The following is a 12686-nucleotide window of genomic DNA, read 5'->3' on the forward strand; positions in this document are numbered from 1 at the left end:
ATGCTAGGGCTCACATGACGGGCCAGTTGGACTAACGTTTTCGCCGTGGCCATGAACCTGGCGCACCGCCGGATCTGCAGCTCGAAGCGCTGGGCGAAGGCTGTCGAAAAGAATCTGCTCCCGTGGGCGCTCGCCGATGTGGACCTGGGCGACAACACGCTCGAGATCGGGCCCGGTTACGGCGCGATCCTGCGGGTCTTGGTCGACAAGACGCCACGGCTTACCTCGGTGGAGATCGACACGCCGATGGCCGAACGACTGCAGCGCCGCTACGGCGACCGGGCGCGCATCATCAACGGCGACGCCACCGCCACCGGCTTGCCGGCCGACGAGTTCAGCTCGGTGGTGTCGTTCACCATGCTGCATCACGTCCCGACCGCCGAGCTGCAGGACCGGTTGTTCGCCGAGGCGTTCCGGGTCCTTCGCCCCGGCGGCGTGTTCGCCGGCAGCGACAGCGTGAACTCGCTGCGGTTCCGGATCCTGCATTTCCGTGACACCTGCAACACGGTGTCCCCGGATACCCTGCCGGATCGATTGCGCGCGGCCGGGTTTGATCGCGTCGAGGTGGACGTTCGTGGAGGTCGGCTGCGCTGGCGCGCGGTCAAATGATGGGCGCCGAGCCCGGCGACGCGGCCGTCCCGCCCGGGGGTTCGCCGCCCTCGACGCGACGGGCGCGGCTGCGTCATCAATGGGACGAGCGACTGCAACCCGGGGAGCAAACGACGGTGCTGGCGTGGGCGTCGTTCACCCTCACCTTCGCCGGCCTGCGCGGCCTCACCCACTGGATTCGCGCCGGCCATGGACCCTCGGGTGGTGGTATATCCTTGGGCGGCACGCACTTCCACCACTACAACATCGGCATCGGAATGCTGGCGACGGTGGCCGGTGTGGGGCTGCGTGGAAGCGAGAAGCAACGGCGGCATCCCGCAGCGGCGGTGGCGTATGGCGCCGCGAACGCCATGATCGTCGACGAACTGGCGCTGCTATTAGACCTCAAGGACGTCTACTGGGCATCGGATGGTCGTAAGAGCGTCGATGTGGCGGTAGGGCTGATCGCCACCGGGGCGACGGTGGTGGCGGGCATGCCGTTCTGGCCGCATGCCCACCGGGCGCTGCGGTCTCGGAATTCCTCCGCGACACTGTAAGTGGCGACCGGTCTTCTCGAGAAACGTGTCGCCAGTTGCAATCTCGCTGTCACACTGGACAGCCGGCGGCGGCCAAAGCACGTCGCGTCCGGTCCACGACGACCTGGGGCCGATGGCGTAGTAGGTCGGCGCTGACCCGGACCAAGCGCCATCCCCGTCGCTCCAGTTCGGCGGTGCGATCGATATCGTCGGCGCGAATGCGCGGATCCATCCAATGCTGCGCGCCGTCGTATTCCACCCCGACGAGCCACTCCTTCCAGCCCATGTCGATCCTCGCCAACACCGCGCCCCAGACGTTGCGCACCTCGATTTGGGTCTGCGGCCTGGGCAGGCCGCCGCGCATCAGGACGAGCCTGGTCCTCGTCTCCTGCGGCGATTCGGCACCCGCGTCGATCAAGGGCAGCACGCGCCGCAACTGCTTCATGCCGCGGGCGCCACGGCGGGAGTGCACCAGTGGGTACACGTCTTTGGCGGTAACTCCGGTGGCTCGTGCCAGGGCATCGATCCGGATCACCGCGACCGTCAAGCCTGGCCGCCGCCCAAGGTCAAACGCCGTACGGGCGGGCGAGGTGACCGGCACGCCGTTGACCGCTACAATCTCACCCTCGGTCAAAGTTTCGTTGCGGGTGATGATCAACGACGGCGGACGGGTGCGGTCACATACCAATTCAGCAGGTGTGTGGGGATCGATCCACTCAGCGCCGAGAAGCGCTGCTGCGGAGCAACCTGCCACGACGGCTTCTTTCCCGGACCATAGCCACGCGGCGATCGCGCGATCCCGGGCAGTCAGCTCCCTGCCGCGCAGTTGGTACACGTTCCGGTAGATGCGGGTGCACGAGCCACGAAGCTCACGTTCCGTATACGCTCCTGCGCGGACGGCCTCGGTACCGATGAAGGGTTCTGCGCTCACGACAGCAGGGTGCCAGACGCCCCTGACATGTCACGAGACTGCAACTGCCGACAGCTCCACTTGGGAAATACGTCGTGGAATACAGTTTCGCGGGTAGTTAGGCCTTGGCGATGCTCACCCGCACGCCGTCACCGATCTCGGCACCGTCGACCGGATCGCCGAACTCGAAACTGGTGGCCAGGATTTCACCCGCGATGAGGTCGCGGTGGGCGCGCGCCCAGTCGGCGCGCTCCCCGGGCACCGCCATCACCACCGAAATCCGGTCGGAGACATCCAGACCCGTCGATTTGCGCAGCTCCTGCAGCTCGCGGATCCGGTCCTTGGCCCAGCCCTCGGCCTCGAGCTCGGGGGTCACCGTACCGTCCAGCACCACCAAGCCCGCCCCGTCGGGTAGTGCCGCGGTGAATTCCGGGTCGGCCGCGACCAGCCGTGAGCTGTATTCCTCGGGTTGCAGCACCGCGGGTCCGGCGGTCAGGGTGCCGTCCGGATTGACGACGCCCTGTCCCGCCTTGACGGCCTTGATAGCCGCCTGCACATCCTTGCCCAGCCGCGGCCCGGCCACCCGAGCGTTGACGGTGAGCTCGAAGCGCCCGTAGGCGTCGATCGCATCGGTCAGCTCGACGCTCTTGACGTTGAGTTCGTCGGCGATGAGGTCGACGAACGGCTCGAGGCGCCCTGGATTATCCACCGCCACCGTCAGTTTCGGCAGCGGCAGCCGCACCCGCAGCTTCTTGGCCTTCCGCAACGAGGACGCCGCCGAGCAGACCTCGCGCACCTGATCCATCGCAGCGACCAGGTCGGGGTCGGCGGGCAGCTCGCCGGCGTGCGGCCAATCGGTCAGGTGCACCGACCGTCCCCCGGTCAGGCCGCGCCAGACGATCTCGGTCACCGAGGGAAGCAGCGGCGCGGCCAGCCGCGCGGTCACCTCCAGCACCGTGTGCAGGGTGTCGATGGCGTCGACATCCTCCTCCCAAAACCGCGAACGCGACCGTCGCACATACCAGTTCGTCAGCGCCTCGGTGAACTGGCGCAGCTGCTCGCAGGCCCGCGAGATATCGCAGGTGTCCATCTCGTGGGTCAGGTCGTCGCGCAGTTCGGCGAGCTTGGCCAGGATGTAGCGGTCCAGCACCTGCGTCGAATCGGTGCGCCAGGTACCGACTTTGGGCGCATAGAGGGCCAGGAAGCTATAGGCGTTCCAGAACGGCAGGAGCACCTGGCGCACGCCCTCGCGGATGCCCTGCTCGGTGACGATGAGATTGCCCCCGCGCAGAATCGGCGAGGCCATCAGGAACCAGCGCATGGCGTCGGATCCGTCGCGGTCGAACACCTCGCTGACATCGGGATAGTTGCGCAGCGACTTGCTCATCTTCTGGCCATCAGAGCCCAGCACAATGCCGTGTGCCACGCAGGTTTTGAAGGCGGGACGGTCGAACAGCGCGGTGGCCAGCACGTGCAGCGTGTAAAACCAGCCGCGGGTCTGCCCGATGTACTCGACGATGAAGTCGCCCGGGTAATGACCGTCGAACCACTCCTCGTTCTCGAACGGGAAGTGCACCTGGGCGTACGGCATGGACCCCGAGTCGAACCAGACATCGAGCACGTCGGGGATGCGCCGCATCGTGCTGGCACCCGTCGGATCGTCGGGGTTGGGCCGGGTCAGCTCGTCGACGAAGGGCCGGTGCAGGTTGGTGGGCCGCACCCCGAAGTCGCGTTCGAGTTCGTCGAGGCTGCCGTAGACGTCGATCCGCGGGTATGCGGGGTCGTCGGACTTCCATACCGGAATCGGGCTGCCCCAGTAGCGGTTTCGTGAGATCGACCAGTCGCGGGCGCCCTGCAGCCATTTGCCGAACTGACCGTCCTTGACATGCTCGGGGTACCAGGTGATCTGCTGGTTGAGTTCGACCATGCGGTCCCGGAATTCGGTGACCGCGACGAACCACGACGACACCGCCCGATAGATCAGCGGATTGCGGCAGCGCCAGCAATGCGGGTAGGGGTGCTCGTAGGTTTCGTGGCGAAGCAGTACCGCACCGTTGGCCGCGACGGGACCGCTACCGTTTTTCAGGTCGCGGATGATGTGCGGGTTGGCGTCGAAAACGTGCTGTCCCTGGTAATCCGGGACCGCTGCGTCAAACCGGCCCTTGGAATCGACCGGCGTGACCGGGGCGATGCCGGCCTTGTCGGTGGTTGCCATGTCGTCCTCGCCGTAGGCCGGCGCCATGTGCACGATGCCGGTGCCGTCCTCGGTGGTGACGAAGTCGCCGGGCAGCACCTGAAATGCGTTCGCCGTATCCATGAAATACGCGAACGGCGGGAGGTAGCGGGTGCCGAGCAGGTCCGCGCCGAGATAACTGGCGAGGATCTCCGGTTCTTCACCCAACTCCCGGGCGTAAGCGGCCAGCCTCGGTTGCGCGAGGACGAAACGACGCCCGTCGGCTTTTACCTCGACGTAGGTCACGTCGGGGTTGACGGCGACGGCGAGGTTGGACGGCAGGGTCCACGGTGTCGTCGTCCACACCAGCAGGTGGGCCCCGTCCAACGGTCCGCCGACCACCTTGAACCCCACCGTAAGGGCGGGGTCCTGCCGGCTCTGGTACACGTCGTCGTCCATCCGCAATTCGTGGTTGGACAACGGCGTTTCGTCGCGCCAGCAGTACGGCAGCACCCGGTAGCCCTCGTAGACCAGCCCCTTGTCCCACAGCTGTTTGAACGCCCAGATCACCGACTCCATGTAGGGCAAATCCAGCGTCTTGTAGTCATTGTCGAAGTCGACCCAGCGCGCCTGGCGGGTGACGTAGGCCTGCCACTCGTCGGTGTAGCGCAGCACCGAGGCGCGGCAAGCCTCGTTGAACGCGGCGATGCCCATGTCGTCGATCTGCGATTTGTCGGTGATGCCCAGTTGGCGCTCGACCTCGAGTTCGGCCGGCAGGCCGTGGGTGTCCCAGCCGAAGCGGCGCTCCACCTTGTAGCCGCGCATGGTGCGGTAGCGCGGGACGATGTCCTTGACGTAGCCGGTGAGCAGGTGCCCGTAGTGCGGCAGCCCGTTGGCGAACGGCGGCCCGTCGTAGAACACGTATTCCGGTGCGCTGTCACGACGCGCGATGCTGGCGCGGAAGGTGTCGTCGCGAGCCCAATAGTCCAGCACCTGGAGCTCGAGCGCCGGGAAGTCGGGCGCCCCTGGCTTCGGGTACGCCTGGACGGAATCCGCGAGCTGAGCCTTTAGGTCGGCTTCGGGGCCGGATGTATCGGTCACTGTGCGCGTTGTCTCCTGTGCCACGGTGCAAACCGGGGACGACGACGCGCTGGCTGCGCGAGCGCCGCGGTACCACCCCGCTTGCCGCGCTCTCGCGTGGCCACTCGATCGCGGCTGTGACGGGCCTACCCGTTCGGTTCTACTGAGCCGCCGACGGCTGTTCTTCCGAAGGCTCCCCGGTGATGGCCGGATCGACGCCAGTAAGACGATTCTACGAAGACCCGCAAATACGTTTCTCGACGCCTCTCACGGTTGGGCCGTCAGGCCCGCACTTCGAGGACACCAGCTCGCCACAGCGCGGCGTACACGTGACGCAGCGGAACGCTCAGCAGGCGAGCCGCGCCGTCCACCAGCGGGTCGCCACCGGCGCCGAATCGGGGGGTGTCGCCACGGCGGCGGTCCTTGGCCACCGGAGCGGGAGCCGGAAACGTATCGGTGTCGCGCACCACGGTCAGCATGCGGGCGGGCGCTACGGTCGTTACTTCGTCGTAGAAAGCTGCGGTCATTTTCGCTCCTAGAGGGAGATCCGACGGGGACTCATTGGACAGACGTATGTGTCCCGTCCCGTGGCGGTTCCGATCTCAAAACGCTTGGCCGAGAACGACTCAGCGTTGCGAACGACTCAACCGAGAAGGTCGCGCCGGAGACCGGATCGGGACGAGACACCGTTCGGACTTCGGTCCGGACTATCGCTAGAACTCATGTGTCCCTCACCTCCTCGCGGTCACGACGCATGCGCGGGTCGCATGCAATCTATGCGCAGCAGAGGAACAGAATCCGACGACCGTCGGAGATCCGCACCCCTCTCGTCAGAGCTTCGGCACCACACGACGTGTCCTGGCCCAGAAACACAATCCGAGCCGGAAGCCACCTGGGCTCAACCCTTAAGCCGGGAGGAGCTGTCCTGACCCGGGGCGTCTTTCGACGTTCGGGGTCAGTGGCCTGTATTCGTGTAGACGCCTCACCTAACGAGGTGCTTACCGGACCGATAATGCACGACGGGTATGACGCGGTCAAATCCCCCGATAGCGTGTCGGAAGATCTGTACGCATTCGCCAGGGGTGCCCACAGCATTCGGCCAGGCCCACCGGGTTGACCTGGGCGTTTGCCGTACCAGTGGGCAGGGAAACGTCAGTGCGGCGCGGCTGGTCCGCGGGGCATCACGTCTCGACCAGGCCGTCGAGGCGGCCGATGGTGTCGATGAACTCGTCGACCATGTCGAGCACGACAGAGCGCGTCGGGCGGACCCGATCCAGCGAGCCCACCACCTGTCCGACAAAGTAGGTAGCCAGCTCACGCGCCTTGGCGCCCTGATGGGCGGCGGCTTGGTTGATGCGCACCTGCGGCTCGGTGATCAGCGCGGTCTGCAACGGCATGCCCAGCGGATCCGGGTTTTCCGGCCGCTCCCACTCGTCGGTCCAGGCCGTGCGCAGCATCCGCGCCGGCTTGCCCGTCATCGAGCGCGACCGCACAGTGTCCGACGAGGTGGCGGCCAGGAACTTCTCCTTGACCACGGGCACCGTCTCGGCCTCTTCGGTGGTCAGCCACACCGAGCCGCACCACACGCCCTCGGCGCCCAGAGCCAACGCCGCGGCGATCTGGCGGCCGCGGGCGATGCCGCCGGCGGCGAGGACGGGCACCGGCGCCACGGCATCGACGACCTCGGGCACCAAAACCATGGTTGCCACCTCGCCGGTATGACCGCCCGCCTCGGTGCCCTGCGCGACGATCAGGTCGACGCCGGCGGCGGCGTGGCGTTGCGCGTGCCGGGTGGTACCGGCCAGCGCGGCCACCACCACGTTCTGGTCGTGCGCCCGACGGACGAGGTCCGCCGGGGGCGGCCCGAGCGCGCTGGCGATCAGCCGGATGTTGTGGGAGAAGGCCACGTCGAGCAGCGGCTCGTACGCCTTGGGCGAGACGCTCAGACCGCCCAAGGAGCCGCGCGGCTCCTCGGCGGTCGCCGTGACGCCGTAGCGGGCCAGGAGGTCCTCGACGAACGCGCGATGCTCGTCGGGCAGCAGGGTGCGGGCCTTTGTGGTGTCGATGCCGCCCTGCTCGGCACCGACGTATTTGGGCGGCAGCAGTAGGTCGACCCCATAGGGTTTGCCCCCGGTCTGTTCCTCGATCCAGGTCAGCTCGCTCTGCAGCCGTCGGGGACTGTGCGCGGTCGCGCCCAGGACCCCGAAGCCGCCGGCGTTGGTCACAGCCGCCACCACGTCGCGGCAGTGGCTGAAGGCACAGATCGGGAATTCCACTCCGAGCATCTCGGCGACCCTGGTTCTCATTGCCCGACGCTAAGGAGCTACGGATTGATCTGTCAATCGATTGCGCCTACGCGGGCTGTCGACCGTCCGGCGGCCAACTGGACACGCCCTCTTCGAGCGGGACCCGGAGGCTATCCAAAATCGACGCAACCATTCGCCACGCGCCGATGGCGGTGACGAGCTCGATGAGAACCGTTGTGTCGCCCTCCAATTCACGCTCGCAGGCCGCCCAGCTCTCGGCGCTCACCGCACCGTCGCGCACCACGTCGTCGGTCGCGGCCAGCACAGCGCGCTCGGTGGGACCGAACCCGGCGTGGGTTTGCCAGTCGCGGACCCCGAGCAGGTCGGCGGGGGCCACGCCCAGCCCCGACGCGACCCGCCAGTGCTGTGTCCATTCGTAGTCGCACGCGGTGAGCCAGCCGATTCGCATGATCACCAACTCGCGCAACCGCGGGTCGAGCGCACCGTGCCACAGCATGGTGGCGAGCAGATCGTTGATCGCGCGCGCCAGCGGCGGATGGTTGAGAAGCACTTGGAAGATATGGAGTTCGGCCATGTAGTTGGGCACGGCAGCTTCGTCGGCGGCGGCTTTGGCCTCACCGGGCGGCAGTCCCGGGACACGGGCTGTGGTCATGGTCTGAGCATCCCACGCGTTCGGCGCAAACGCCGCCGACGCTCCCAGACGCTGGGCCGATGCCTAAGCGTCTAAGCGGGCGAACTGATTCTGCCGGTACTGCTCGACGCAGGCCGCTCGCCTGACCTTGCCGCTGGTGGTGATGGGGATCGAACCGGGAGCTACCACAACGAGGTCGGCCACACCCAAACCATGTGAATTGGAGATCGCCGAGGCGACTTCGCGTTTGACGGCCAACAGCTTTTCCGCCGCGACCTCTGCGCTATCGCCGTTCTTCTTGAACTCGATTATCGCGACGAGCTTTTCGGTCTCCTTGTCGGGGACCGCGATCGCCACGCAGCGGCCCCGCGTGATCTCCTGGATGGTCGCCTCGATGTCGTCGGGAGAGTGGTTGCGCCCGTAGACGATCAAAAGATCCTTGATGCGGCCCATGACGAACATCTCGCCATCCGAAATGAAACCCAGATCACCGGTCCGCAGCCACGGCCCCTCGGGGGTGCCCACCGATGGACTGACAAGTTTCGCGCGGAACGTTTTCTGCGTTTCATCGGGTTTGCCCCAGTAACCAGTCGCGACGTTGTCGCCGTGCACCCAGATCTCCCCGGTCGTTCCGTCCGAGCACTCGGTGCTGGTCTCGGGATCGACGATCCGCACCGTCGGCGACTGCGGCAGCTCATAGCCGACCAGCGGGGTGCCGGCGCTGGCACAACGCTCCGCACGGCCGGCGGACAACGCATCGGAGTCAAAGCGAGCGATCCGTGGGGGCTGACCCGACGCGCTGGTCGCCACGTACACGGTTGCCTCGGCCAGCCCATACGAGGGACGAATGGCCCTGTGGTCCAGATTGAACTCGGCGAACCGCTCGGTGAAACGCCGCACCGTCGCCGCATGGATGCGTTCGCTGCCACTGATGAACGCCAGAACGTCGCCGAGATCAAGCCCGGCCATGTCGTCGTCCGTGGTTTTTCGTACCGCCAGTTCGTAGGCAAAGTTCGGTCCTGCCGTGGCGGCGCGCCTATGGGTTGCCATCAGTTGCATCCAGCGTGCGGGGCGTTGGAGGAAAGCCACCGGGCTCATGAGAACGGCGTGCACCCCGCCGAGGATCGGCTTGCAGATTCCGGCCATCAGGCCCATGTCGTGATAGAACGGCAGCCACGACACGACGGTCATGTCCATGCCGGTATCGGCGAAGTAGGCCTGCACCCACTGTTGGAAGTTGGCCAGCACGTTTTCATACGAGATCATGACGCCGGCGGGCCGGCGCGTCGATCCGGACGTGTATTGCAGGTAGGCGGTATCGGACCGAGCGCTGCCGCCGTCCGAGGCTGCGTGCGAGTCCAGGTCCAGGGCGTCGATCTCGATGACCGACGGACGGGAATCACCGTTGCGCGACTGGACATACTCGCCGACATTGCCGACGACGGAGGACGTGGTGAGGATGACCGACGGCGACGTGTCCTGCAGGACCGAGTCGACCCGTTCGTCGTGGACGCCGCCCGTGGGAGCCGAAAGCGGCACAGCGATGAGCCCGGCCTGTAATGCGCCGATAAATGCGGCGATGTAGTCGAGCCCCTGGGGTGCCAAGATCACCGCCCGGTCACCGCTGGATGCGCTGCGGCTGAGTTCGTGTGCGACATTCGAAGTTCTGCGATACAGCTGCGACCAGGTCAGGGTTTCGGGGACTCCGGCCCAATCCTGCTCGTAATCGATGAACGTGAACGCTGGGTCGTTGGGCTGCAAACTTGCACGCTCACGCAGCACATCCGGAATGGACGTCTCAAACACGTGCCTGAGATTACCGGGGCCCTCGCCGCTGGATGTTCGAATAGGGCAGATTGGGTTAGCTGTGGCTCACCCGCCACCCGCTCGGGTTCGCAGGCATAGGCGATGCGCAGCGGCAGCTAGAGCTCAGCGGCCATTTTCGCTTCTTGCGCGCGCGCCACCTCCTGCGCGTTGTAACCGATGAGCAGCGCCACCGCGGCCAGCAGGACGACCACCCCGGCAAGCCACAGCAAGCCATAGGTATAGCCACGGTCGAGCGCATACAGCTGGGCGGCGGTCATGGACTTCGCCGGGCCGCTGACGCCGCCCAGGGACAGCGTGTGGGAGGTGATGGCGGCCTGGATCACGGACAGCACCACCGGACCGCCCAGGCCCTGCAACACCACAGCGATCGCCGAGGTGGGCCCGATGCGGTCGGCGCCTACGCTGGCTATCACCGATAGCGAAAGCGGCACGACGATCAGGGCGACGCCCACACCGGCGACGACGATCGGCAGCGCCAGGTCGGGAAAGTATGGGACGCCGCGGTGCAGCTTCGACGCGTACACCGCGCTGCCGAACATCAAGATGCTCCCGGCGATCACCACCAGCCGCGGCGGGAACGACGCCACCAGCCGCGAGGCCGCACCCAGCCCGACGGCCGCCGCCACGACGAACGGGATGAAGGCCAGGCCGGATTGAAGCGTGCTGTAGCCCATGATGTCCTGCACGTACACGGTGACCACGAGCATCAGCGACATGATCACCCCACCGGTCAAAAACAAGGCAGCGAACGTCGCCAGCCGATTGCGGTCGGCGAACAAGCTGAATGGCAGGACCGGGTTCTCCGCCCTGCGCTCGACCACGACGAATGCGGTGAAAGCCGCCAGAGCCACCACACCTGCCCCGATGGTGGAGCCCGACAGCACTCCCTCACCCGACTGCATCGAGAAGCCGAGGACCACCGCGGTGACGCCCAACGTGGCCAGCACAGCCCCGGTGGCGTCGAGCTTCATCCGCTCCTTCTGGGTTTCCCGAAGCGCAATGTGGGCCAGGTAGAGCGCCAGCAGCCCGATCGGAGCGGTCACGAAAACCGCCAGCCGCCAAGACACTTCGGTGATTATTCCGCCCACTACCAGGCCCAGCACCGAGCCGACGCTCCCCATCGCGGTGAATACCGCCATCGCGCCATTGCGTAGGCGGCCCTTCGGGAATGTCGTCGCTACCAGGGCCAAACACGTCGGCGCGAGGATCGCGATAGATACGCCTTTGAGCATCCGCGCCACAACGAGGCTGCCTTCATCCCAGGCGATCGCGGACATCACCGACGCGACGGTGGAGAGCACCGTGCCGATGACGAAGGCGCGTTTGCGGCCGATCGTGTCACCGAGACGACCGCCCACCAATATCAATCCGTTGCAGGCCAACAGGGTGGCGAACACTACCCAATTTCGCCCAGCGCTCGACAGGTTCAGCTCATTCTGGATCCTGGGCAGCGCCACAATCCCGATCGTGAGCTCTATCGACGCCATCAGCTCCGCGCTGCCGAGCGCGATGATCGCGGCGATGAATCGTCCCCGAGACAGTCCGGCCGGCGGATACGCTTCCTGCGCAATAGCGTGGCAACTATGGGCGGCGTCGAGGCCGCTGATCCTGCGAGTTATGTCGTCTAGCGAGATCGTGCCGGCTCTGGGCCGATGGGAACCCCCCGCCATAGCGGGCTAGGGTACAGCAAACGCGCAACGCGCAGACACCGTTCGGTAAATCGCCGCGCTCAACGCCTTTGCTGGTGAGGCCAGGCAACTGGCGGGCCAATCGCGAAGCCGGACGAGACGGCTTTGCGGCTTGGCCCGGCCACTCACCCTTTGCCCAATCGCGCACAACCTTTGGATAGCCGACTGTAGTGTCAGCCCTGCGCTGTTGTTGTGGCCGCTGACAATCGGCGGTGCGCTGGGAGCGGCGGCTTTTCGGCGCCGCGGTGTGCGCGCTGTTAGCGTGGTGCACCGGACGGAGGGTAGGGAAAATTTTTGAAGACCATTCCTAAGATGTTGGTATTCGGCCTGATTGAGCCGGGCATGTTTGGCTTGATCCTCTTTTTGTCGGCATTCACGCTGCATTACTGGCAAGCGTGGGTGTTTCTCGCGGTGTATGCCGTTTCGGCATGGATTCCCAGCATCTACGTGTTGCGAACGAATCCCGTTGCGCTGCAGCGGCGAATGCGTGGGGGGCCAGCAGCGGAGTCGCGAACGGTCCAGAAGTTCGTGATGGGTGGCATATGGATGTCGCTGACGGCGACGCTTGTGGTCAGCGCCCTCGACCATCGCTTTGGGTGGTCGGCGGTACCCACGGCGGTCTGCTTGGTCGGTGATGTGCTGGTCGCCGCCGGACTTGGCGTGGTGATGTTGGTGGTGATTCAAAACAGCTATGCGGCCGCGACCGTGCGAGTGGAAGAAGGCCAGAAGCTCACCTCGACTGGTCTGTATGGGCTCGTGCGCCATCCGATGTACACCGGCAATGTGATCATGATGGTCGGCGTCCCCCTCGCGCTCGGTTCCTACTGGGGCCTCATCTTCGTCATACCGCACCTGATCGTGCTCGCCGTGCGAATCCGCGACGAGGAAAGACTTCTCGAGGAACAGTTGGATGGATACCGCGAGTACAGGCAGAAAGTTCGCTATCGCGTAGTGCCACTCATGTGGTAGCCGCCGTCCGGGGCCAG

The 12686-nt window shown here is 65.9% G+C and carries 10 protein-coding genes and 1 riboswitch; of the genes, 3 read left to right on the forward strand and 7 right to left on the reverse strand.

All coding sequences use genetic code 11. The features are described 5' to 3' along the window. The first annotated feature begins 45 nt into the window (after positions 1-45). Both A5686_RS09150 and A5686_RS09155 read left to right on the forward strand, forming a co-directional pair. Complete coding sequence (locus A5686_RS09150; RefSeq protein WP_369829690.1) at positions 46-609, forward strand: class I SAM-dependent methyltransferase; 564 nt, start codon at positions 46-48, stop codon at positions 607-609. Next, complete coding sequence (locus A5686_RS09155) at positions 609-1145, forward strand: hypothetical protein (RefSeq protein ID WP_197520525.1); 537 nt, start codon at positions 609-611, stop codon at positions 1143-1145. The genes A5686_RS09150 and A5686_RS09155 overlap by 1 nt, the downstream gene beginning before the upstream one ends. Positions 1146-1194: 49 nt before the next feature. Here A5686_RS09155 and A5686_RS09160 read toward each other — a convergent pair whose 3' ends face one another. The 7 genes from A5686_RS09160 to A5686_RS09190 all read right to left on the reverse strand — a co-directional run bounded on the left by A5686_RS09160 (position 1195) and on the right by A5686_RS09190 (position 11682). After that, a complete protein-coding gene (locus A5686_RS09160; RefSeq protein WP_067933284.1) occupies positions 1195-2055 on the reverse strand; it encodes a DUF559 domain-containing protein in 861 nt (286 codons plus the stop codon). A 97-nt stretch (positions 2056-2152) separates the two neighbouring features. Continuing rightward, positions 2153-5308, reverse strand: coding sequence for an isoleucine--tRNA ligase (gene ileS / locus A5686_RS09165; protein WP_067933286.1), 3156 nt, complete (start codon positions 5306-5308; stop codon positions 2153-2155). A 260-nt stretch (positions 5309-5568) separates the two neighbouring features. Beyond that, on the reverse strand, positions 5569-5814 hold the full coding sequence (locus A5686_RS09170; RefSeq protein WP_067933288.1) for an Rv1535 family protein: 246 nt from the start codon (positions 5812-5814) through the stop codon (positions 5569-5571). Between the two features lie 288 nt (positions 5815-6102). Then, positions 6103-6288: riboswitch (M-box (ykoK) riboswitch) on the reverse strand. A gap of 180 nt (positions 6289-6468) precedes the next feature. Continuing rightward, positions 6469-7593 (reverse strand): nitronate monooxygenase family protein, encoded by a 1125-nt coding sequence (locus tag A5686_RS09175; RefSeq protein WP_067933290.1) that lies wholly within the window; start codon positions 7591-7593, stop codon positions 6469-6471. 46 nt (positions 7594-7639) lie between these two features. Beyond that, the gene (locus tag A5686_RS09180; protein ID WP_067933291.1) at positions 7640-8206 is read right to left on the reverse strand and encodes a carboxymuconolactone decarboxylase family protein; all 567 of its coding nucleotides are present in this window, start codon (positions 8204-8206) and stop codon (positions 7640-7642) included. Positions 8207-8269: 63 nt separating this feature from the next. After that, the gene (locus tag A5686_RS09185; RefSeq protein ID WP_067933298.1) at positions 8270-9991 is read right to left on the reverse strand and encodes an AMP-binding protein; all 1722 of its coding nucleotides are present in this window, start codon (positions 9989-9991) and stop codon (positions 8270-8272) included. A gap of 116 nt (positions 9992-10107) precedes the next feature. After that, positions 10108-11682 carry an MFS transporter gene (locus tag A5686_RS09190; protein WP_082947546.1) on the reverse strand — a complete coding sequence of 525 codons (1575 nt, stop codon included), beginning with the start codon at positions 11680-11682 and terminating at the stop codon, positions 10108-10110. 312 nt (positions 11683-11994) lie between these two features. Between A5686_RS09190 and A5686_RS09195 the strand changes: the two genes are divergently transcribed. Further along, complete coding sequence (locus A5686_RS09195; protein WP_067933302.1) at positions 11995-12669, forward strand: isoprenylcysteine carboxylmethyltransferase family protein; 675 nt, start codon at positions 11995-11997, stop codon at positions 12667-12669. Positions 12670-12686 lie beyond the last annotated feature (17 nt).

Origin of the sequence: Mycobacterium sp. E2479 (assembly GCF_001667925.1) — a bacterium.
GTDB lineage: Bacteria > Actinomycetota > Actinomycetes > Mycobacteriales > Mycobacteriaceae > Mycobacterium.

Excerpts from the sequence above, each read along its gene's own strand:
- A5686_RS09155 (WP_197520525.1), top strand. The coding sequence starts at position 609 with ATGGGCGCCGAGCCCGGCGACGCGGCCGTCCCGCCCGGGGGTTCGCCG.
- A5686_RS09170 (WP_067933288.1), bottom strand. The coding sequence starts at position 5,814 with ATGACCGCAGCTTTCTACGACGAAGTAACGACCGTAGCGCCCGCCCGC.
- A5686_RS09175 (WP_067933290.1), bottom strand. The coding sequence starts at position 7,593 with ATGAGAACCAGGGTCGCCGAGATGCTCGGAGTGGAATTCCCGATCTGT.
- A5686_RS09180 (WP_067933291.1), bottom strand. The coding sequence starts at position 8,206 with ATGACCACAGCCCGTGTCCCGGGACTGCCGCCCGGTGAGGCCAAAGCC.
- A5686_RS09190 (WP_082947546.1), bottom strand. The coding sequence starts at position 11,682 with ATGGCGGGGGGTTCCCATCGGCCCAGAGCCGGCACGATCTCGCTAGAC.